Source organism: Glutamicibacter uratoxydans, assembly GCF_006539925.1.
Classification (GTDB): Bacteria; Actinomycetota; Actinomycetes; order Actinomycetales; family Micrococcaceae; genus Glutamicibacter; species Glutamicibacter uratoxydans.
The window spans coordinates 1-21921 of the sequence record NZ_BJNY01000002.1 but is presented as its reverse complement, the minus strand read 5'-3'; the positions used below and the strand labels follow the sequence as shown (position 1 = coordinate 21921).

The following is a 21921-nucleotide window of genomic DNA, read 5'->3' as shown; positions in this document are numbered from 1 at the left end:
CCGAAAATGACCGTCTTTAACCTGCCCGACGTGGGCGAAGGCCTCACCGAAGCCGACATCGCCTCGTGGAAGGTCGCCGTGGGCGACACCGTCGAGGTCAACCAGATCTTCGTGGAAATCGAAACCGCCAAGTCCCTGGTGGAACTGCCCTGCCCCTTCGCCGGAGTAGTCACCGCGCTGCACGCGGCCGAGGGCGACACCGTGCTGGTGGACACTCCGCTGATCACCATCGACCAGGACGGCAACAAGCCTGCCCCGACCGGCACCCCGGAACCTGCCGAGGCGCTGGCCACCGCCGCCCCGCAGGCCTCTGAGGAACCCGGCCCGCTGGTCGGTTCCGGCCCGACCGCCGACTCCTCGGTGCGCCGCGCCCGCACCAACCGCCCCAAGCCTTCCAGCGACCCGGCCCAGCTGCGCGCCTCGCGTGCCTCGGCGCTGACCGAGGAAATCTCGCGCCGCGCAGCTTCCCTGTCCAGCGCACTGACCCGCGAGGTGGACAAGGCCAAGCCTGCCGTGGCGAACTTCGTGGACCGCGTGCTGGCCAAGCCTCCGGTGCGCCGCCTGGCCAAGGAGCTCGGCGTGGACATCAACGACGTGGTGGGCACCGGCTCCCAGGGCGAGGTCACCCGCGAGGACGTGAACAGCTACCAGGCACAGCGCGAAGCGGAGCACGCAGCCGCCCCGACCTACTGGGCCCACGGCGAGCTGGCCGACGCCCGCACCGAGCGCACCCAGGTGCGCGGGGTGCGCAAGGCCACCGCCAAGGCCATGGTGGACTCGGCCTTCACCGCCCCGCACGTGTCGATCTTCGTGGACGTGGATGCCAGCCGCACCATGGAATACGTGGCACGGCTGAAGAAGTCCCGCGACTTCGAGGGCATCAAGGTCTCCCCGCTGCTGGTGCTGGCCCGCGCCGTCATTTGGGCCGCGGCCCGCAACCCCTCGGTGAACGCCAGTTGGGTAGAGACCGAGAACGGCGCAGAGATCCACCAGAAGCGCTTCATGAACCTGGGCATCGCCGCAGCCACCCCGCGCGGCCTGCTGGTGCCGAACATCAAGGACGCCCAGGACTTGAACATGCGCGAGCTGGCCACTGCCCTGAACGAGCTGGCCACCACCGCCCGCGCAGGCAAGACCAAGCCGGAGGACATGCGCGGCGGCACCCTGTCGATCACCAACATCGGCGCCCTGGGCATCGACACCGGCACCCCGATCATCAACCCGGGCGAGGTGGCCATCGTCGCTTTCGGCACCATCCGCCAGAAGCCATGGGTCGTGGACGGCGAGGTAGTTCCGCGCTGGATCACCACCCTGGGCGGCTCCTTCGACCACCGTGTGGTGGACGGGGACCTCTCGGCCCGCTTCATGGCCGACGTCGCCTCCATCCTGCAGGAACCAGCCATGCTGCTTGACTAGTTTCAAGCCGCCAGCTCCAAGCCCCGCCGCCTTCAAGCGACGGGGCTTGACTGCTTTAAAAGCGTCGATTGGTATAATCGGTAGACTATGAATCTTTCGCCCGCCGGCATCCCGCGGCGCCTTCTGGCCTCGCTGCTGCTGACCTTCCTGCTGTTCAGTTCAAGCTTTGCCGCGCCCGCGCTGGCGCAGGGAAGCGACGGCGAGGAGCAGAACTTCCAGCCGATCTATCCGAGCAAGCCCAGCACTGCGCCCAAGGACGAGAAGGACGAGAAGGACATTGTCCTGCCCGACATCGTCGCCGAAGACGGAGATTTCCACCTGGCGGTGATCGACTCGCAGCAGAAGAAGATCGACAACCAGAAAGTCCTGGACGGTGTCCGGGAAATCATGGGACAGACGAACGCCAAGCTTGTGGTGGGCGTGGACGGGCCGAAGAATACCTGGAAGGGCGGCGCCGCGCAGTTCATCCGCGGTATGACGCTGTTCGGCCCCACCTCCTACCTGCTGCTGCACGACGACTGGCCCGACACCTCCGATAAGGTGGGCCTGATCCAGGACGGATGGATCGTCATCGGGCTGGTGCTTCCCACCGACGACGGCGCCGGGGGAGAGATTGCCATCGACAGGGCCTGGAATGTGCGCGGAGACCGCAAGGCGGCGCTGGAGCACAGTGTTGAAGCGCTGCGCCCGGCCATGGACCAGCAGAACTACACCCAGGCGGTCATCGAAGCGGTGCGGGCGACCACCGAAGAGCTGAACGCGCCCAAGGACTATTTCTCAAAGATCACCCCGAAAACTTCCGAGGGCAAGAAGATCCTGGCGGTCTCGGTGCTCGGTGGCCTGCTCGCCCTGACAGCGTTCATCTATTCCACTAGCCGCATCCGTGCCGCACGGCGCACCGCCGAGCAGCGCCGCCAGAAGCGCGGCCTCCAGTTGCAGGAGCGGCTGCGCAGCCAGTCCCAAAAGCTGGCCTCCGCAAGGCTGCCGGAGCTCCAGCTGCCCGCCGACAGCCTCGCTGCAACCCGCGGCGCCCAGTTCCTGGCTGCGGTGCCCTCGGTCATCGAGGAGGCCCGGCAGGCGGCCGACGGCGTAGTGGAAGCAGCTGGCGTCAGCGCCGCACAGCTTGAGCGGCTGGAACAGGCCAGTACCGCGCAGGACACGCTGCTTGACGCGTTCACTGCCCTGGACGGCCTGCTGGGGCACGACAAACCAGACCACCGCCGGTTCAGTTCAACAATTTCCGCCCACAAGGAACTGCTGGAAAGCTGCGCGCTGTTCATGGACGACGCCAAGGCCTCCGCGCTGCCCGCCGCCCCGCAGCTCAGGGCGCATCTGGTTACCGACACCAACGCGCTGCTGGAGGCGCGCCAGTGGCTGAACTCCCCGAAGTTCCGCACCGTCGAACCTGCCGCGATGCTCCAGAACCTGTGGCAGTTGCGCATCTCGCTGAACGCCACGCTGCAGTCCCTGGCGGAGCAGGCCAAGGCGCAGGACATCAAGCTTCCGCAGGAGATCACGAAGTATCTGAACGGACCGGCCACCGGCACCGCGCAGCGCCTCGACGACATCGCCACCCTGGAACACGCCGCGCAGTGGGTGCAGCGCTGGAGCACCGGGCGGCAGAAGGACAGGGCATGAGCCGCAGGCGCCAGTACACCGACTCCCAGGGCCGCAGGCTGCGCCGCCCGCAGTCGTGGGCGCTGATTCCCGCAGTGCTCATGGCGGTGCTCACCACGATCACCGCGGCGGTCGGGATCAACACTTTTCTTGAAGCGCAGGAAACCGGCCAGCCTCGCTATGAGGTGAAGATCGTGGTCGAAGGCACCCAAGACTGGAACATCAGCCAGCGGACCGTCGACGCGGCCATGGACGCTCCGATCCTCTCGCACCAGCCGCTGACGCTGACGGTGACCGACCGCTTCCTCAGCGGCGACGAGCGCCTGCGCGGAATCCTGCCGGGCAAGGACATAGTGCTCAGCACCCAGCTGGAGAACAAGGATCCGGCCGATTCAACGCCCGAATACCGCTTTACCGGCACCGCGGTGCGCGCAGATCTGGCCGAGGCCCGCGACCACAGGGCCTATGAAGAGCCGCTGGATGTCAGCTTCGAGATCGACAACGCGTTCAGGGACAACCTGGGGCTGGGCCACGGCCCCAAGGCAGTGGTCGCCGCGGCGCAGCGGGCGGCGATCGTGCTCTACGATCCTCCAAACACCAACCCGGTGTTCTGGATTTCGCTGATCGGCCTTGGCGCCTCCGCCACCGCGGTCTTCCTGCTGCTCTCCGTGCGCTACTCCCTGCGCTGGGAAGCCAAGCACCGCCGGCTCGCCGCCGCCCAGCGCAAGCTCGCCCGCGTGGTCCTGGACCTTGAAGCGCTGGAAGCAACCTACTACGCCGCGCCGGCCAAGGACCGGCCCGAGGGCTTCAAGAACTCGTGGAACCAGCTGCGCAAGCTGTCCCTGGACCTGGCGCGCAGCGAGGACCCGCTGGTTGCCGCGCTGTTCTCCCGCAGCAGCTGCTTCACCGAACAGACCGCCAAGCAGCTGGGCGAATTCGAGGCGGCGGCCCGCCGGCTGACCAGCCTCTCCGACGCGCTGATGGGCGCCGGCTCGGTCCACGCCAGGCTGGCCGGCACCGGCTCCACCTTCGACCAGCTCAGCTCGCCGGTCAACGAGGCGCTGAACCGGCTGCTGATCAGGCTGGAACAGGCCCCGGGCCAGATGGTGGCGAACGCTGATATCGAGGAGCTGCGCGCCGCCTTGGGACGGCTGCTCGACGCCGCGTCGGGAGATGCGAAGAACCACCAGGCGATTGCCGCCTGGCATGAGGCGGAGCAGCAGATCGTCGCCCTGGCCATCAAGCTCAAGAAGCAGCTCTCGCGCTACCCGCACGGCAAGGTTCTCGCCCCGGCACCGGCGGCCCAAGACTACCTGGAGCTGAAAAAGTCACTGGGGCTGGATGCCTCTGCGGCCAAGGACGGCTATGCCAATGCCGCCTACGTTGACGCGCTGGTGCGCTCGATCACCGGCGATACCCTCGAATCCGACAGGCAGGCGCCGCAGAAGAAGTCGGCGCACCGCAGGATCGACGCGCTGTACCGGCCCCGCGGCGTGCTACTGGCACTCGGCCTGGCAGGGGTGCTGCTGGTGGGCATGATTCCCGCCGGCATCACCGCCGCCCAGCTGACCGGCGAGCCCTTTGCCGACCGCGAAGGCACCGGCCTGGGCGCGAACCTCCAGATCGACGATCCCAGCGGCGAGCTGTCGAACACCGAAATCATCAGGTATGTTGACAGCGACTTCCCGGTGCCGACAAATATGGTGGTTGCCGTCCGCGATGCCGAGGCCTACCTGAAGCTGAAGACCGAGCAGGGCGCTGACTACCGCACGGCGCAGCCGAAGAGCATCTTGGACGCGCTGCACCGCATCAAGCAGGAGTTTCCTGCACTCTTGAACCCGGAAACCAAGGAGCTGAACAGCGGCACGGCGATCATCCCCGTCTTCTACACCGATGAGGGAACCGCCATCGTGCCCGGGCTGATCAGCCCCGAGGTCAGTGCCGGAAAATACACCATCGGCGGCTCCTCGAACTGGGAGTACGGAAGCATCTATGAGAGCAAGTATCCGGAAATCACCATCGCCCACGCGGTGGACGACTATGCTGTCGGGCTTGAGCACAACGGATTCGAAGAGGACACCTCGGTCAGCTTCGGTCAGCTGTTCTGGCTGTTCACTTGGCTGTTCTTCTTCACCGTGCTCAACCTGGCGCTCGGCGTCCGGTTCCTGCTCACCGCCTCGGGCTCCCTGGGCCGGTTCGGGCGGGGCACCGCCGAGCTGCGCGGCGCCTCGGCCAAGCTCGAACGCCTGCTCATCGGCCTGGACGATGCGCAGATCAACGCGGTGGCGGTGCTCGGAGCCTCGAAGAACGGCGAGGCGGACGACGCAGGCCAGCGGCTCTTCGAGCGTGCGCTGGCCATGGCGCTGCGCGAGGAGCGGGAACTGGAAGCAACCCCTGCCATTGAGCGCCTGCGCCGCGGCTTCAGCGCACGGGTGGCGCACCTGGACCACCTGGCGGATGTGCTGGCGGACCGCGATGCGGATGTGGCTCGCAGGGCCCAGGCCCTGATCAGGGCAACCCGCGGGGCCGGCGGCGACGAGCCGAAGGATGTTGCGCTGCCCGGCGAATAGCCTGGTGCCAGCGGTGGGCTACCGGGGGTCCAAGGCCAGGTGCATGTGGATGCTGTGCTCGTTGGCAACATAGTTGCCATAGGGCGGGCAGGGGAGGAATCCGGCGGACCGGTACATGGCCCTGGCCGGTGCGAACAGCTCATGCGTCCCGGTCTCCAGGTACAGGTCCGCCAGCCCGGAAACCGTTGCATGAATGATCAGATGGTTCAGCATCAGCCGCCCAATGCCCCGGCCGCGGACGTGGGCTGCAGTACGCATGCTTTTGAGCTCCCCCTGGCGGTCGCCGAAAAATGCCACCGCACCCAAGGCTGCCGGAACACCATCGACCAGCGCGGTGAACAGATGCACCTCGGGGGTCTGCAGCCCTGAGAGGTCCAGCGCATGCCGTGCATCCTCCGGAGCCGTCGGCGCCATCTCGTCTAGATGGTCCTGGACCAGGGCAACGACCCTGGCATCTGTTAGATCTGCGGGGACGATCACTGTGCTCACGGGTTAAATCTAACCCCGACGCCTGGGGCCAGAAAATATTATGGACACAGCTGTCACACTCGGGCCAGCTGGTGCGACGTACTCTTGTAACGAGATGACAAGGAGTCAATCATGCGCATGAATCTGGGCCAAACCCACGCCAAGGGCTACGCGGCAGTGCTGGGGATGGAGAAGTACGCTTCATCCAATGTCCCGAAGGAACTCTACGAGCTGGTCAAGCTGCGCGCCTCGATCCTCAACGGCTGCTCCTTCTGCACCGACATGCACTCGCATGACGCGATGGAAGCTGGAATCAGCACGGCCAAGCTCTTCGCCGTGGCCGCCTACAACGACTCCCCGCTGTTCAGCGACGCGGAGCGCGCGGCGCTGCGCCTAACCGATGAGGTGACCCGGCTGGATCCTGCCACCGGCGTCACCGACGAGGTGTGGAATGCCGCGGCCGAGGAATTCAGCGAAGAGGAACTTGGCAACCTGATCTTCGCCATTGCGACGATCAACGTGTGGAACCGCATCGCCATCACCACCCGGATCGAACCGCCGGTGCGCTAGTGGCAGACACGCTGCAGGCCTGGGCCGACGAACAGCCGCGGCTGACCATGCTCGCCTACAACATGCTGGGCGTCTGGGCCGAGGCCCAGGACGTGGTCAGCGCCGTGGGCGAGCAGGTGCTCGGCGCCAAGGAGGTGCGCAACCCGGCGGCCTACCTGACCACGCTGACCACGCGCCGGGCCATCGACGTGCTGCGTTCGGCTAGGGCCACGCGCACACAGTACATCGGCCCGTGGCTGCCCGAACCAGTGGATGAGCGCACCCTGCCGGAGGATGCGGCGATCCGTTCCTCGATGCTGCGCGTCGGGCTGCTGCACATCCTTGAGCAGCTTCCCGAAACCGCCAGGGCCGCCTATGTGCTGCACCATGCCCTGGGCTATACCGCGCCGCAGATCGCCCAGGTGCTGGGAAGCACGCCGGCGGCGGTGCGGCAGATGCTGCACCGCGCCAAGGCTAAGCTGGATGCCCAGCGCGCCACCGAGCACGACCCTGCCAAGGTCGCCGGCATGCTCGACCGCATCATCGAGGCAATCAACAACGACGATGCGGCCGCGGTGGCTTCCCTGCTGCACGATGGTGCGGTGCTGTACAACGACGGGGGAGGAATCATCTCCGCCGCCCGCAACCCGGTCTTCGGCTCGGCGAAGGTCACCCGTTTCCTGCTGGGCGTCGCCCAGCGCAATCCGGGGCGGGTCCTGGAGCGCCGCATCGTCAACGGGGAGCCTGCTGTGCTCTTCACGCTGCCCTACCGCACCGATCTTTTGGGCCTTGAGTTGGACGATGGCAGGATTCGCACGCTGTGGCAGATCTGCAATCCGCACAAGCTCGGCTCCCTTGGACTTGATGCTTAAAGGGGGGCGCCGCCAGCAGATGCTGGCGGCGTCCTCATTTCCTAGCCCAGAAGTTCGGGCAGCTCGCCCGGGTCCTGGCCGAGCACATGCTCGGTGAGGAAGTGTTCAACTACCTGGTACCAGATCTTCGCGTGCTGCGGGGAGAGGATCCAGTGGTTCTCGTCCGGGAAGTACAGGAAGCGGTGGTCGGTGGAGCCGTCCTCGCGCTGCGGCAGGCCGGAGTCCGCCTGCAGCTCGTACCACAGGCGCAGCCCCTCGCCGATCGGCACGCGGTAGTCCTTGTCGCCGTGGATCACCAGCATCGGGGTGACGATATTGCCCACCGAGTGGTGCGGCGAGTTCACTTCGATCATCTCCGGGCTCATCTCGCGGGTCCAGTAGAAGGAGGCGTCGGTAGTCTTGCCGAAGCCCTCCAGCGCCCACAGGCTCGCGTGGGTGACGATCGCTTTGAACCGGTCGGTGTGCCCGGCCACCCAGTTGGCCATGTAGCCGCCGAAGGAGCCGCCCATGGCCGCGGTGCGGGTTTCATCGATGTCCTCGCGGGCCTCGGCGGCGTCAGTGATGGCCATCAGGTCGGTGAACGGCTCGAAGCCCCAGCGTCCCCAGCCGCGCTGGATGAACTCCTGGCCGTAGCCGGTGGACAGGGCAGGGTCCGGCAGCAGCACCGCGTAGCCCTTGGCGACCAGCAGCCACGGGTTCCAGCGCCAGCTCCACGCATTCCACGAGCCCAACGGGCCGCCGTGGATCCACAGCAGCAGCGGCGCCTTCTCCTGGGCATTGGCCCCTTCGGGCAGAGCCAGGTAGGCACGGACGCTCGCGCCGTCGACCTGTGTGGTCACTTCTTCCAGGGTGCCGGGAAGCTGAGGGCGCGGCGCAGGGGCCGGCAGGGCCAGCGGCTCGTGGGCATGCATCAGGTCGATGGATATCGGCTCGGCAGGGTAGAGGTAGCTGGCGCGCAGCGCGTAGGCGGTGCGCGAATCGGGGCTGATCTGGATGTTGGAATGTGCGCCGTAGTGGGTCAGCGCGGTGATCGAGTCGTTCTCCAGCTGCAGCCGGAACACCGGGGCGTGGCCGTTGTCGTCGGCCACCAGCAGCAGGGAATGGCCGTTGGGCACCCAGTACACCTCATTGGCCCAGCGGTCCCAGCCCACCGCGATCTGGTGCGTTTCGCCGCTGCCAAGGTCCATCAGCCACAGCTGCGGGATCGGGGCACTTTCGGGGGTGGTGCGGTTCCAGCGCACGTAGACCAGCCGCGCCGAATCCGGGCTGATCTTGCCCAGGGTGTACTCGTAGTTCTCATCCGGTGCCAGCAGCATTTCCTTGGCTCCGGTGTGGGTATCGATGCGCATCAGGCCGCTGGCCTGTGAAGCGCGCCCCTCGGCCACCTGCCATTCGGTGATCAGGAAGTCGCCGTTGGCTGCGACGTCGAAGGAAGTTTCGGCCAGCTCACCGCCAATGCCGGCGGTGAGGTTCTTCAGCTCGCCCTTCTCCTCGCTTCCGTCCTCGGGAAGTTCGGCGGCGTAGAAATGCGGCACCGACGGCCCCAGGTCGTGGTCCCAGAAGCGCACCGGGTAGCCGGTGTGCAAAATGGCGGCCACCTTCTTGTCTTTGCGGCCCTTGCGCAGCTCGGCTTCGGCTTCCAGGTCCTGCACCCGGCTGTGGGCCTGGGTTTGGATGACCAGGCTCCCAGCATGCTGGGCAACACTGATCTGGCCGATGCCAGCAGGGTGGGTGAGCACAGCCCTGGCCTCGCCACCTTCAGCCGGAAGCAGCCACGCTTCAGACACCGCATCGTCCTTGGAAGAACGCTTGGCATTGAACAGCAGGTCGCCGTTGGCGGCGAAGACCGGCTGCGATTCTCCGTGTTCGCCGAAGGTCAGCCGCCGGGCAGGCTTCTGGCCCTTGGGATCAATCTCCCACAGTGCCGAGGTGTATTTGGTGCCGTCCTCATCCAGCGTGCTCAGGGTGGTGACTAGGCGGTTGCCGTCAGGCGACAGGGCCAGCGAGCCAAGGCGCGGCAGCGAAATATAGGCGTCTAAATTATGAAATGAATGCTTAGAGTGTTCCACCTCACACACTATGCCATGAATTGATTCCAGGCTCTACAGATTCTGGAAGGTTGACGAATTTATGAACTCTTCGGAAATATTCGGCTCAAATATCAAAAGCAATTTGGCGAAACCATAAGATATGCCTATGACAAAAGTGAAAGCCCTCAGTGCGAGCGCTGTCTTGCTCGCTGTGGCACTTTCCGGTTGCGCCACTAATGCGCAGCCCCAGGGGGAATCAGCCCCTGCCTCCTCGACCGCTTCGCCAAGCGCGGAGGATGCCGCAGTGGCGTCGACTCCGGCGGCCGAGGATGAAGCATCTTCATCCCAGGCAGCGCCTGCCGATGGACCGGTGGTTCCAGGCATGGCCTATGGGCAGATGCCAGATGTTCCGCTGTTTGAAATCCCTGATTTGGGGCTCATTGAGCAGTCGATCAAGGGAGTCACCAAGGACCTGACGAAGGAACTGGCGTCCTACCCGGGCCTCAAGGTCAGCGCGGCTCGCTGCGATGACAGCGGCGTGGTGATCTCAGGCGAGGGTTCAGCAGTACTCTATGGCGGCGGAGGTGGAGTTTTCCAAGGCACCGACCACAGCGTCGTTGATGCAGGCGACGGCTCTGGAACCTATGAGCTCAACGGCCAGTCGGTAGTCGTCGGTGGAGACGGCTCGGGCGTCTTTTCCTCCGGCGACCTGTCGGTGACCAATGCCGGGGATGGTTCCGGAACTTATAACGACGGAAATATCAGCCTCGTCATTGATGGCCGAGGCGGCGGCACCTATGCAGCCGGGGATGTATCCATCGTCAACGCCGGCGACGGGTCGGGTACCTATAGTGACAAAGAGCAGTCGATCACCAATGCCGGCGACGGTTCGGGCGTCTACTCGGGCTACGGCATCGACATCGTCAACAATGGCGATGGCACCGGGCTTGTTGATGGCAATGTCGTCGACATGGAGCCGCTGGACAAGGTGGCCAAGCTCGGCAAGTTCCCGCCGATGGGTGCAATGAAGCCGGTGAAGGGCTGCGGCACCGTGATCTCCTTGGAGTCCGGCGTCCTCTTCGACGTCGATGAATATGCAATCCGCGATGATGCTCAAGCGACCTTGAAGTCTGTTGCCAAGGCGCTGAATGACGTTGATGCAGGCAAGGTCAGGGTGCAGGGCCATACCGACAGCGTTCGCGACGAAGCCTGGAACCAAACCTTGTCGGAAAACAGGGCCGATGCAGTGGTTGACCAGCTCAAGGACCTGGGATCCACCGCAGACCTTGAAGGCGAAGGCTTCGGGGAAACGCGGCCGATTGCCAATAATGACACGGCGGCAGGACGGCAGCTGAATCGCCGCGTCGAGATTTTCATTCCAACCGCCTGATGCCATCGGAGCACAAGCGCCGCGTCCCGCAGCAGTTGAGGGGCGCGGCACTGGCTGTTGCCAGTGTGCTGATTGGTGTTCCGCTGGTGCTGGCTGCATGGATCGCACTGCTTTTCGCCGCGGAGCGTCTTCAGATTGCGGCGGCACCCCATGTGCTGTTCGCCTGGCTCCTGAGCCTGCTGGTTTCAGCGGTGCTGTGGCCGATGAGCATGCGCGGAATGCGCCGCTATTTCTGGGCTTCAAGGACCGCAAGTCCAGGCAATGTTCCCTCCTGGGGGTCCCAGCATTTCAAAGCCGAACCGCGACAGCGGCTGTCGCCGGGGCAGCGAGGCGCCAGGGCTGGAGCTGTGCTTGTGGGCATGGGCAGCTTGCTGCTGATCTGCGGCCCGGGGGATATCAGCAGGTCGGTGCTTGAAGGGCTGAACGTCATTGGCGGCGAATCCGGCTCATGGTGGCTGGCGGTGCAGCTTGGCACATGGCTGCTCGCGATGCTCGCTTTCCTGCCGACCTTATGGATCACTGACCGCCGGCTGAAGAAGTCGGAGGCTGATTCGACGCGGCGGCAGGACCTGCTGCTGGAGCAGAACTGGTGGCTTTCGGCGGCGACCAGCTGGGCCATCTGCGTGATGATGGGATTGATATTTACCTGGCTGGCTATCGACAAGCTGGGCTGACTCGGGTGCAACCAATTTGTAACCAAGGTGTAATAACCCGTCTCTATCTTTCCAGATCCATTTCAAGCATGGTGGATTATGGAAAGGATCTGGATATGAAAACCAGTTGTCGAACCCTCAATATATTTGTCATTACCGCTTCACTTGCCCTGCTGTCTGCAGGGTGTTCAGCTGTGGAAGATGAAGAAGTTCCAAAACCTTCTGCCTCCGGCACCACGGCAACGCAGACCCCTGCAACAAGCAGCTCGCCGTCAAGCCAAAGCCCCGGCCCGAGCACTCCAGCTGCAACGCCTGCTCACAACGTGGATACTTCCGACTGGAAGCAATTTGCCTTCCAGAACCTCAGCTTCAAGTATCCGAAAACCTGGGTCATATCGGCCGAGGACTGCAAAAATTGTTCACCGGAAACGGCCAACCCCTACACCCAGTGGAACGTCATCACCGACCACGGCTTCATTGTGGCAACCTTCAATGCCAATGACGCCTCTGACACCGACGGCGACATGGACAGCTATCAGCGCACTGTCCTTGAACGCATCGAACACGACGGCAAGTTCGCCACCGATACGGTTTTCATGGCTGAGCGTTTTGTCTCCACGGCGCCGGGCGATGGGGTGAAGACCCATGACAGCTTCGTCATGTTCGTCGGCGACGCGCAGCGGGTAGAGGACCGCGGCAGCCAGCCAGCAGTCAGCGTATTCCATCCCACCAAGGACCAGTACGCAATGTTTGAATCAACCACCCAATTGCCGGAAGCAGTGGGCATTGACCCGGATGACGTCGATGAACAGGCAGCGCAGCTGATTCTTGAATCTCCCGAGTACCAGCAGGTTAAAGCAATGATGCTGAGCCTGGAAACAACAACAGCAGGGAAGTGAAAGTCATGAGACGCATCCTCGCCGCTGGACTGCTCGGCAGTGCGCTGGCACTCAGCGCCTGCACCGCCGCTGATCCGAGCCCGGCACCGACACCCAAGAGCGAGCCGACAACGCAAAGCCCCACCCAGTCTCCGAAACTGGCAGACGCTGAGCTGTTCCCCATCGACAACAATCAGGTCTACCTTGAAATCCCCAAGGACTGGAGCTTCGATACTCCCAGCTGCAAGACCGACTGCTCCGAGTGGGACCAGATCGAGTTCTATGACGGCGAGAAAAACCACGTATTGACGCTGCTGCCCAACACCGCCACTTCAACCGACGGCGACATGAACCTCTATGACCGTAAGGTTCTGATGCGGACTGAACAGCCCGACCTCAAGGTTCCAGGCTTGGACTATATTCCGCGTAGCGTCATCGCCGAGTACTGGAGAGCTGAAAACCAGGAAACATCCAAGAAGGCCACCGGTTTGAGCATTGCGATGGTCGACGACGAGATTCTTGAAAAGAGCGGCAAGGAGCCTGCCCTGTACTACTTCAAGATGAACGACGAGAACTGGCCGATGTTCTTCGTCGATTCCTCCTACCTGTACAAGCGGATCGGATCGAACCCCAGAGAACAGGCGGCCGCAGACTTCGTGGCCAGCGACGAGTACGCGCTGATCGAAAAGATCATGCTCACGGTGCGCACCGCAGGAGGGTAATGAATCAAGCAGGGAATGGAGCACACGCAAAAACAGCGGCCCGGGAAAATCCCGGGCCGCTGTCATGAGATGCGCTGGTTAGACCAGATCGCTCTGTTCTTCAGCATGCTTGCGCGCGGCGGCGAGCTCGTTGATCCGGCCGCGGCACAGATACCAGCCGCCGATCAGCAGAGGAACGATGATCGCCAGCGAGGCGATCGTCCAGGTGCCCACCGGGTTGTCGAAGGCCATCATGACCAGCACCGCGGCGAGGAACGCCAGGGTGACCCATCCGGAAATCGGAGCCAGCGGCATGCGGAAGCTCGGACGCTCCATTTCACCGGCGCGGGCCTTCTTCACCAGGGCCATCTGGCACAGCACGATCATGCCCCACGAAGCCAGGATGCCCACGGCCGCGAAGTTCAGCACGATCTCAAAAGCCTGGGCCGGAACCACAGCGTTGAGCACCACGCCGAACACTGCCACCACTGCGGTGATGACAATGCCGCCGTAAGGCACGCCGGACTTGTTCATGCGTCCGGCAAAGCGCGGAGCTGAGCCGTTCAGCGACATCGAGCGCATGATGCGGCCGGTGGAGTACAGGCCTGCATTCAGCGAGGACAGGGCGGCGGTGAGAACCACCAGGTTCATCACTACGTCCATGCCCTTGACGCCGATGGAGCCGAAGAAGGTCACGAACGGCGATTCACCAGCAGAGTATGCGGTGTATGGCAGCAGCAGGGAGAGCAGCACCAGCGAGCCGACGTAGAACACGGCGATGCGTACGATCACGGTGTTGATCGCCTTCGGCATGACCTTCTCAGGATTCTCGGTCTCGCCTGCGGCGGTGCCGATCAACTCGATGGACGCGTAGGAGAACACCACGCCCTGCATCAGCACCAGCACCGGCATGAGCCCATTGGGCAGCAGGCCGCCGTTGGCGGAGAGGATCGAGAAGCCGACCTCATGCCCGTCCAGCGGGGTGCCGAAGATGACGAAGTAGCAGCCGATGACCAGGAAGGCCACCAGGGCGACGACCTTGATCAGCGCGAACCAGAATTCCATCTCGCCAAAGGCCTTGACGGAGATCAGGTTCATGGTCAGCACCAGCGCCAGGGCCAGCAAGGCCCACAGCCACTGCGGAACCGAGCCGATCCAGGCGACATATTTGCCGAAGAAGGCCATATACAGCGCCACCGCGGTGATATCCACGATCGCGGTCATGACCCAGTTCAGCCAGTACAGCCAACCGGTGGCGAAGGCCGCCTTCTCGCCGTAGAACTCGCGTGCGTAGGACACGAAGGATCCGGTGGAAGGGCGGTGCATGACCAGTTCGCCCAACGCACGCAGGATCAGGAAGGCAAAGAAGCCGCAGACCGCGTAGCTGATGACGATGCCCGGCCCTGCCTGGGCCAGGCGTCCGCCGGCGCCCATGAACAGGCCGGTGCCGATGGCGCCGCCAATGGCGATCATCTGCATCTGCCGCGAGGACAGGCCCTTGTGGTAATCCGAGTCGCCGGCGGTCAGCGCTGCTTCGGTGGTGGTGTTCTCCATAGATTTCCTTTTAGTCGGAGAGGTTGGCCAGGCGCTCTGGGGAGAGCAGCTCGTTCAGGTCCTCGGCTGAAAGCAGACCGCGTTCCAGGACCAGCTCTGCCACGCCGCGACCGGTGTGCAGTGCCTCCAGGGCGATCTGAGTGGATGCTGAATAGCCCAGGCGTGGGTTCAGCGCGGTGACTAGGCCGATGGAGTTCTCCACTTCGCGGCGCAGTGCTGCTTCGTCAACGGTGATGCCGTCGATGCAACGTTCAGCCAGGGTCAGGCAGCCATTGGTCAGGTGCTTGAGCGAAAGGCTGATCGAGTGTGCGATGACTGGCTCGAAGGCGTTGAGCTGAAGCTGTCCGCCCTCCGCAGCCATGGTCACAGTCAAATCGTGGCCGACTACCTGGTAGGCAATCTGGTTCACCACTTCTGGAATAACCGGGTTGACCTTGCCCGGCATGATCGAGGATCCGGACTGCACGGCAGGCAGCTGGATGTCGTTCAGGCCGGCGCGGGGACCGGAAGACAGCAGACGCAGGTCGTTGCAGATCTTGGAGATCTTCAGCGCAACGCGCTTGAGCACGCCCGACAGGTGCACGAAGGCTCCCACGTCACTGGTTGCCTCGATCAAGTCCGGGCTGGTGGTCAGCGGCAGGCCGGTCAGCTCGCGCAGGTGGCGGCAGGCAGCCTCTGCGTAGCCGGCAGGGGCGTTCAGCCCGGTGCCGATCGCGGTGGCGCCGAGGTTGATCTCGGTGACCAGGGACAGCGACTCTTCCAGACGGGCCCGGTCTTCGCCCAGGGTGACGGCCCAGCCGCCGAACTCCTGGCCCACGGTCATCGGCACAGCATCCTGCAGCTGGGTGCGGCCCATCTTGACCACGGTGCGGAACTCGGCGGCCTTGGCGAGGCAGGAGTCCTGCAGCACCTTCATCGCATCCAGCAGCGGCTGGGTGGCGAAGTGGGTAGCCATGTTCACGGCGGTCGGGTACGCGTCATTGGTGGACTGCGAGAGGTTCACATGGTCGTTCGGGTGCAGGTACTGGTACTCGCCCTTGGCATGGCCCATGATTTCCAGCGCCAGGTTCGCGATGACCTCGTTGGCGTTCATGTTGGTGCTGGTGCCGGCACCGCCCTGGATCGGGTCGATGATGAACTGGTCATGCAGCTCGCCGGCGGCGATGCGCTCGCAGGCTGCATCGATGGCTTCGGCGCGCTCTGCGTTGAGCAGGCCGAGTTCGCGGTTTGCGCGGGCCGCAGCCTGCTTCACGTGCGCCAGTGCACGGATCAGGTGCGGGTTGCTCGACAGCTGGGTTCCGGTGATGTCGAAGTTCTGCTTGGCGCGCAGGGTGTGCACGCCCCAGTAAGCCTCGACTGGAATCTCCAGATCGCCGACCAAATCATGCTCTACGCGAGTTGCGGTGAGCTGTCCCATTCGGATACTTCTCCTGAAATGTTGTGTGGATAAAAACTAGAGTGCTGCCAGGGTGCCGACAGGCTTGCCGCCGCCGAAGGCAGGGGAGGAGAACAGCTCCTCGGGCACCTGCGCATGCTTGGAGAGCAGGGCCGCGGTGATCGGCATGCGGGCGCGGTCGCCGCCGTCGGCGATCTTCACCGCCAGCGCGGTGCCGTCGGCCAGCGCCACTGCCTGGATTCCCTCGAAGCCGTCCTTGGCGATGGAGCCCGGCACGCCGCGCATGAAGTCGGTGACGTCGCGTCCCTCTCCGGCCACCAGTTCCGGGTAGGCGCTCATGGCCGCAGCCACGCGGGCCTCAGGGGTTCCGGCCTCGGCGGTGGCCAGGCGGGAGAAGCCGCGGGCCAGGCCTGCCAGGGTCAGGCGGTAGACCGGGGTGCCGCAGCCGTCGGTGCTCACGCCGCTGATCTTCTCGCCGCACAGGTCTTCGACGGTGTCCTGCAGCAGGTCCAGCAGGTGCTCATCGTGCAGGTAGTCGGCGGTGTTCCAGCCCTTGAGCTTGCTCAGCGACACGAGCGCCGCATGCTTGCCGGAGCAGTTCTGGGCCAGCTGGTTGGCGGTGCCGCCGGCGGCGAGGTAGGCGTGGCGCTCGGCCACGCCGTAGGGAAGATCGGTGGAGTTGCCCAGGTCGGCGGCGCTCAGCCCGGCGGCGGCCAGGGTGGAGAGCGCTACGTCCTGGTGGCGCTGGGCGCCGGAGTGGCTGGCGGCGGCCAAGGCCAGCTGCTCGTCGGTCAGCTCAAGGCCTGCGCGCAGCATGCCCACCGCGAACAGCGGCTTGAGTGCGGAGCGGGGGTAGAACGCGGCCTGAGTGTCGCCCAGGCTCTCGATGATCCGGCCGTCCGCGCCCAGCACGACGGCCGAGCCGTAGTGGATGGATTCGACTGCGTCGCCGCGGGTGGCAGCCACCAAAGGGACATGCTGCGGCAATGGCTGAACGGGAATCTGCGTCACTAAATGCTCCTGACAATGGTGGAAACTGCATCTTGGACCGCCGAGAGATGGGCGGTCATGGCCGCGGCGGCGGCCTGGGGCTTGTTGTCGGCGATGGCCTGGTAGATGGCGCGGTGCTCGTTGTTCGACGGCGTGCGGCGCCCTGCGACGAGGTTGACTGTCTCGGACTGGCGGGCCATGGCCTCGCGGATGTCGGAGACCACCTTGTTGAATACGGAGTTCTTGCTGGCCAGGGCCACGGCCGCGTGGAAGGCGGTGTCCAGGTCCACCCAGGCGGCAGGGTCGTCTTCGTGTTCCATCTGCTCGATCAGGCCGCTGAGCCTTTCAAGGTCTTCGTCGCTGCGGCGTTCGGCTGCCAGCGTGGCCGCCGGGACCTCGATGTGCGGGCGTGCCTCATGCAGGTCCTCCGAGGAGAAGGTGCCCAGCACCAGTTCCTGGGTGGGCTGGTGCGAGATGACAAAGGTGCCGCGTCCGGTTTCGGTGCGGGTCAGGCCCAATGCGGCGCTGGAGCGCAGCGCCTCGCGGATGACCGAACGGCTCACGCCATAGTCGGCGGCGAGGGCGGCTTCGGAGCCGAGCTTGGTGCCGATGGGGATTTCTTGGGCTTCAATGGCGGTGCGGAGGGCATGAAAAACTGCCTCGGCAGCGGAGCGACGCTCAATTCGCTGCTGTCCGGGTGTCCAGCTGTCTGACAGGTTCACGCTTATGAGTGTGGCAGTGTGACCTGCCCTACGTCAAGTCCAAATTTTCACGGTGGAAAAGCGGCAGGTCACAAAGAAAATTCCCGACAGTCGGCGGCTCCTTACGAAGCAATCGGCTACCGGGAATTCTGGAATATCTAGTCGTTCTCCACCTCGGTGGAGATCATTTGGAAGTCGGGCCCCAGTTTGACTTCAGCCTCACGGCCGTCGTTGAACTTCACCTGTGCCTCGTAGTAGGCGCCGCTGTCATTAGTAGTGGAAATAGATGCGATGGCCGCACCCTTTCCGCCGGCGGCGGTGGCGGCGTCGAGCGCCGCCTTGGTGACATTGGGAAGCTTGGAAAGTTCCAGTACTGGATCCGAATCGTCCTTGTCCGGGGTTTCCTTGCTCACCGTGACCTTGTTGTCGCCGTCGACCTTGACCTCGGTGGAGCTCTTGTCCTTGAGCTGTACGTCGACGTCATAGCCGGTGCGGCCGACCTCGATGGAGGTAACGCCCTTCGCATCGGCGGCGGCCACGGCTGCCTGCGCCGCCTTGGTCAGCGCTGTTGCGTCCGATGGCAGTGCGGCGGAGGATGCCGGATCGTCATCGTCGTCGTTCTCCGGGGTATCTGCGACCACCGCAAGGTCTACCGAAAGGTTGACATCGGTGTCCTTGCCTCCGCCTAGATCCACGCTCACCTCGTAAGCCACGCCCTTCGAGTCGCTGCCGGATACCGAGTCGACGGTTCCTCCCTTGGCGTTGGGCGCACCAAGCGCGGCCTGGAAAATTGCGTCGAGCTTGTTTAGGTCGATGACATGGTCGTCGAATTTGTCGTCGGAGGATTCGGTATCTACGGTGGCCGTTCCATCTGCGGCTACGAAAACATCCGTGTCGGTGCCATCTTCCTTCTGCACCTCAACCTCGAAACCGCCGCGTTCGGATTCGATGGAGGTGACACTCTTGGCGCCGGTCTGGGACAGCGCTTTCTCGGCGGCGGTTTTGAAGGCGGCAGCGCTGGTATCCTGCTGAGCCGAGGCGGAGGAAGTCGTCGATGACTGTGCTGATGCTGAAGTCAAGGAACTGGAGCCGGAAGCAGAGGCGCCGGCATCCGAGTCGGAGGAGCCACAGGCACTAAGACCCAGGGCGAGAAGCGCAGCTATGGAAAGGCCAGCGACTTTCATGCCGGGCTTAGGCATGATGGTTTGGGGCTGTCTTTGCGTGAGATCTGATTTCATGGCCTAAGTTTGCCACGACATGTATCTATTTAATCTGAAAAATACCGAAGAAAATTCAGCTTGATTGATGCTGATGGGAAGACCTCGCAGGATCACGGTTGGCTCATGATCCCTTCAGTCTTCGGTGCGGTTTTTGTGCGACTTTGTTACGTATTGCAAGCGACTTAAAGCAAGATATCCTGCCTGCTATGGAAAGCAGACAGGATATCTTGCGATCAAACTAAGGAATGGTGATGACCTGGCCTGCGTAGGACAGGCCGCCACCGAAGGCGAACAGCAGCGCCTTGGAACCCGAAGGCAGCGGCTCGTCGGAAGCCATCAACTTTGACAGGGCCAGCGGCACCGAAGCGGCCGAGGTGTTGCCGGAGTAGACGACGTCGGTGGCGACGCGGGCATTCGGTGCGCCGATCTTCTCAGCCAGCGGTTCGATGATGCGAAGGTTTGCCTGGTGCAGGATGATGCCGTCGATTTCTTCAGGCTTCAGGCCCGCGCGGTCGATGATCTTCGAGGCGATCTTCGGCAGCTGGGTGACGGTCCAGCGGTAGACGCTCTGGCCGCTCTGAGCGAACTTGGAATTGTTCTCCGCCTCGATGCGCACGGCGTCGGACAGCGAAGGAACCGAGCCCCACACCACAGGGGAGATGCCGTCTTCTTCCGAAGCGGTGACGATCATTGCGCCTGCGCCGTCGGCGGTCAGCACGCAGGTGGTGCGGTCGGTGAAGTCGGTGTAGTCGGTCAGCATTTCAGAGCCGATGACCAGTGCCTTGGTGGCGCTGCCGGTGGCGATGGCGCCCTGGGCCAGCGCCAGCGAGTGGGCGAAGCCCGAGCAGGCGGTGTTGACGTCGATGGTGGCAGGACCCTGCTCCATGTTCAGCGCGTTGGCAACACGGGCCGCCATGTTCGGCGAACGGTCGGTGGCGGTGCAGGTGGCAACGATGACCATGTCGATGTCGCCGGCGTCGATGCCTTCTGCGTTCTCCAGCGCCATCTTCGCTGCCTTGATGGCCATGGAATCCACGGTTTCAACACCGGTGCCCCAGCGGCGCTCCTCGATGCCTACGCGTCGCACGATCCATTCATCGCTGGTTTCAACGAGCTTTTCCAGCTCGGTGTTTGGCACGATGCGCTCTGGCTGGAAGTGGCCAAAAGCGACGACTTTGCTGCCGGTCATGGATTTTGCTCCTTGGTGGATTCAATACTGCCTCTATCAAGATTAGTCGTTTTAACGCCTACTTGCCGTTCACATACTGCAAATGACATATTTCGGCGCCCGATGTTCGGAATGCGAATGAGCGCTGTTGATGCGAACTTCATGAGTTGTCGGCGAACTGTTCACCTGTTGTCCAAGAGCGTGCAGTGCAATGGATCCAACGAGCAGTCATGGAAGGGCGGGACGATGGACGATGGATTGCATCTGGTGCATCTAAGCGACACCCACCTGACTGCCGGGGGCAGGCTGCTGCCGGCGGGCATCGATCCGTGGGCCAAGCTGGCCCTGGCGTTGAGCGCCGCCGGAGAGTACTCGCCGGACGCTGTGCTCATCACCGGAGACATCGCCGACCGCGGAGATGCCATCCACGCTGATGCGGCGAAAATTCTGGCCGAGGCCCAGTTCCGGCTGGGCTGCCCGATCATCACCATCCCCGGAAACCACGACCCCTCGGGTTCCATCGACGCGCGGTTCAACACGACCCGCATCTCCACCGGTCCGCACCCTGCGAACACCGTCCATGAAATCAACGGGCTGCGCGTCATCGGGCTGGACAGCGCCGGATTCCAGCAGGCCCAGGGCGAACTGGACGCGGCCCAGCTGCAATGGCTGCGCCAGCTGCTAACCGGCCCCGCGCCGCAGGGCACCTTAGTTTTGCTGCACCATCCGCCGCTGGAGTCCTTCTCTCCGGTACTGGCAGGCCGCGGGCTGCGCAATGCCCAAGAACTGAACTCGGTGATCACCGGCAGCGACGTGCGGGCGGTGCTGTGCGGGCACTACCACCAGCTCGGCGCCAGCCAGCTGGCAGGCACTCCGATCTTCATGGCCCCCTCCACCGCGTTCAACATGAATCCGCTGTCGCCGACGCAGATCGTGGAGCAGCCTGACGCGTGGTTCTCTGCGCTGAAGATTACTGCCGATGCGGTGCTCTCTGTGCCGGTATCAAGCAGCTACGCGCACTCGCCCAGCGCAGCTGCACAAGCCTACTTATCCCTGCGGCCCAGCTGAACACGTCAGCAGGCCGATGAATGAAGGCCGCCGGACACAATCTGGCGGTGTGGAATGAAAGAAGAAGAAAATGAACGCCTCAAAAATCATCCTCGTCCGCCACGGACAGACCGAATGGAACAAGGCCGGACGCCTGCACGGACGCAGCGACCTGCCGCTGAATGAGACCGGAATCCAGCAGGCCCACCTGCTGTCCATGGAGCTGGGCACCGGCGGACCGCTGGACGCCGTATATTCCTCCCCGCTGTTCCGCGCACTGCAGACCGCGCAGATCATCGCCAAGAACCTGCAGCTGCCCAAGGTGCAGGAAAACCCGGAGCTGAGGGAACGTGAATTCGGCGAATCCGAAGGCAAGCTCGTCAAGGACCTGGACGAAGACCAGCGTGCCCTGCTGATGAACCTCGGCGAGACCGAGGAACACCTCATCGAGCGTGCAGTCAACGCACTGTTCAAGATCTCCGCGCAGCACCCGAACCAGCGGGTGCTGGTGGTCAGCCACGGAGCATTGATCCGCAGCGTCATGTCCCACCTGACCGGCATCGACCAGCCGGATGTGGCCAATGCCCAGGTCTTCGAGCTCGATCCGGCGCTGCTGGCCAACCAAGTGGCCCGCCAGCCGCTGTGGCATTAAGATCCTCCACCAAAAATGCTGTCGGGCTGCTGGTTTCAACCAGCAGCCC

At 63.8% G+C, this 21921-nt stretch carries 19 protein-coding genes; 11 read left to right on the top strand and 8 right to left on the bottom strand.

Annotation, left to right across the window (positions count from 1 at the left end; all coding sequences use genetic code 11):
• The first annotated feature begins 6 nt into the window (after positions 1–6).
• The 3 genes from AUR04nite_RS01960 (at position 7) to AUR04nite_RS01950 (ending at position 5603) form a co-directional block, all read left to right on the top strand.
• Positions 7–1416, top strand: coding sequence for a dihydrolipoamide acetyltransferase family protein (locus AUR04nite_RS01960; protein ID WP_141361416.1), 1410 nt, complete (start codon positions 7–9; stop codon positions 1414–1416).
• A gap of 87 nt (positions 1417–1503) precedes the next feature.
• The gene (locus AUR04nite_RS01955) at positions 1504–3054 is read left to right on the top strand and encodes a hypothetical protein (protein ID WP_141361414.1); all 1551 of its coding nucleotides are present in this window, start codon (positions 1504–1506) and stop codon (positions 3052–3054) included.
• A complete protein-coding gene (locus AUR04nite_RS01950) occupies positions 3051–5603 on the top strand; it encodes a DUF5129 domain-containing protein (protein ID WP_141361412.1) in 2553 nt (850 codons plus the stop codon). Before AUR04nite_RS01955 ends, AUR04nite_RS01950 begins: the two co-directional genes overlap by 4 nt.
• An 18-nt stretch (positions 5604–5621) precedes the next feature.
• Here the strand turns inward: AUR04nite_RS01950 and AUR04nite_RS01945 are convergent, their stop codons facing one another.
• A complete protein-coding gene (locus AUR04nite_RS01945) occupies positions 5622–6092 on the bottom strand; it encodes a GNAT family N-acetyltransferase (RefSeq protein ID WP_141361410.1) in 471 nt (156 codons plus the stop codon).
• A 111-nt stretch (positions 6093–6203) separates the two neighbouring features.
• On the opposite strand from AUR04nite_RS01945, the gene AUR04nite_RS01940 reads away from it, so the two are divergent.
• Both AUR04nite_RS01940 and AUR04nite_RS01935 read left to right on the top strand, forming a co-directional pair.
• Positions 6204–6641 (top strand): carboxymuconolactone decarboxylase family protein, encoded by a 438-nt coding sequence (locus AUR04nite_RS01940; protein ID WP_141361408.1) that lies wholly within the window; start codon positions 6204–6206, stop codon positions 6639–6641.
• Positions 6641–7492, top strand: a complete 852-nt coding sequence (locus AUR04nite_RS01935) for a sigma-70 family RNA polymerase sigma factor (protein WP_141361406.1) — start codon at positions 6641–6643, stop codon at positions 7490–7492. The genes AUR04nite_RS01940 and AUR04nite_RS01935 overlap by 1 nt, the downstream gene beginning before the upstream one ends.
• Before the next feature lie 41 nt (positions 7493–7533).
• On the opposite strand, the gene AUR04nite_RS01930 is transcribed toward AUR04nite_RS01935, so the two are convergent.
• Complete coding sequence (locus tag AUR04nite_RS01930) at positions 7534–9561, bottom strand: S9 family peptidase (protein ID WP_141361404.1); 2028 nt, start codon at positions 9559–9561, stop codon at positions 7534–7536.
• A gap of 127 nt (positions 9562–9688) precedes the next feature.
• Here AUR04nite_RS01930 and AUR04nite_RS18215 point away from each other — a divergent pair, with 127 nt between their 5' ends.
• The 4 genes from AUR04nite_RS18215 to AUR04nite_RS01910 are packed head-to-tail and all read left to right on the top strand — an operon-like array spanning position 9689 to position 13165.
• A complete protein-coding gene (locus AUR04nite_RS18215; protein WP_170184043.1) occupies positions 9689–10912 on the top strand; it encodes an OmpA family protein in 1224 nt (407 codons plus the stop codon).
• Positions 10912–11586 (top strand): hypothetical protein, encoded by a 675-nt coding sequence (locus AUR04nite_RS01920; RefSeq protein WP_141361400.1) that lies wholly within the window; start codon positions 10912–10914, stop codon positions 11584–11586. Before AUR04nite_RS18215 ends, AUR04nite_RS01920 begins: the two co-directional genes overlap by 1 nt.
• A complete protein-coding gene (locus tag AUR04nite_RS01915) occupies positions 11502–12464 on the top strand; it encodes a hypothetical protein (RefSeq protein WP_170184042.1) in 963 nt (320 codons plus the stop codon). The genes AUR04nite_RS01920 and AUR04nite_RS01915 overlap by 85 nt, the downstream gene beginning before the upstream one ends.
• A gap of 5 nt (positions 12465–12469) precedes the next feature.
• Positions 12470–13165 carry a hypothetical protein gene (locus tag AUR04nite_RS01910; protein WP_141361396.1) on the top strand — a complete coding sequence of 232 codons (696 nt, stop codon included), beginning with the start codon at positions 12470–12472 and terminating at the stop codon, positions 13163–13165.
• 78 nt (positions 13166–13243) lie between these two features.
• Here the strand turns inward: AUR04nite_RS01910 and AUR04nite_RS01905 are convergent, their stop codons facing one another.
• From AUR04nite_RS01905 to AUR04nite_RS01880, 6 genes are all read right to left on the bottom strand, one after another.
• Complete coding sequence (locus AUR04nite_RS01905) at positions 13244–14698, bottom strand: amino acid permease (protein ID WP_141361394.1); 1455 nt, start codon at positions 14696–14698, stop codon at positions 13244–13246.
• 10 nt (positions 14699–14708) lie between these two features.
• Entirely contained in the window at positions 14709–16115 is a 1407-nt protein-coding gene (locus AUR04nite_RS01900; protein ID WP_141361392.1) for an aspartate ammonia-lyase, read from the bottom strand.
• 36 nt (positions 16116–16151) lie between these two features.
• Positions 16152–17105, bottom strand: coding sequence for an asparaginase (locus tag AUR04nite_RS01895; RefSeq protein ID WP_246055278.1), 954 nt, complete (start codon positions 17103–17105; stop codon positions 16152–16154).
• The gene (locus AUR04nite_RS01890) at positions 17105–17806 is read right to left on the bottom strand and encodes a FadR/GntR family transcriptional regulator (RefSeq protein ID WP_141361390.1); all 702 of its coding nucleotides are present in this window, start codon (positions 17804–17806) and stop codon (positions 17105–17107) included. The genes AUR04nite_RS01895 and AUR04nite_RS01890 overlap by 1 nt, the downstream gene beginning before the upstream one ends.
• Before the next feature lie 137 nt (positions 17807–17943).
• The gene (locus AUR04nite_RS01885) at positions 17944–19023 is read right to left on the bottom strand and encodes a hypothetical protein (protein ID WP_141361388.1); all 1080 of its coding nucleotides are present in this window, start codon (positions 19021–19023) and stop codon (positions 17944–17946) included.
• Between the two features lie 220 nt (positions 19024–19243).
• Entirely contained in the window at positions 19244–20194 is a 951-nt protein-coding gene (locus tag AUR04nite_RS01880) for a beta-ketoacyl-ACP synthase III (protein WP_141361386.1), read from the bottom strand.
• Between the two features lie 117 nt (positions 20195–20311).
• On the opposite strand from AUR04nite_RS01880, the gene AUR04nite_RS01875 reads away from it, so the two are divergent.
• On the top strand, positions 20312–21241 hold the full coding sequence (locus AUR04nite_RS01875; protein WP_170184041.1) for a metallophosphoesterase family protein: 930 nt from the start codon (positions 20312–20314) through the stop codon (positions 21239–21241).
• Positions 21242–21311: 70 nt separating this feature from the next.
• On the top strand, positions 21312–21872 hold the full coding sequence (locus AUR04nite_RS01870) for a histidine phosphatase family protein (protein WP_141361382.1): 561 nt from the start codon (positions 21312–21314) through the stop codon (positions 21870–21872).
• The last annotated feature ends 49 nt before the right edge of the window (positions 21873–21921 follow it).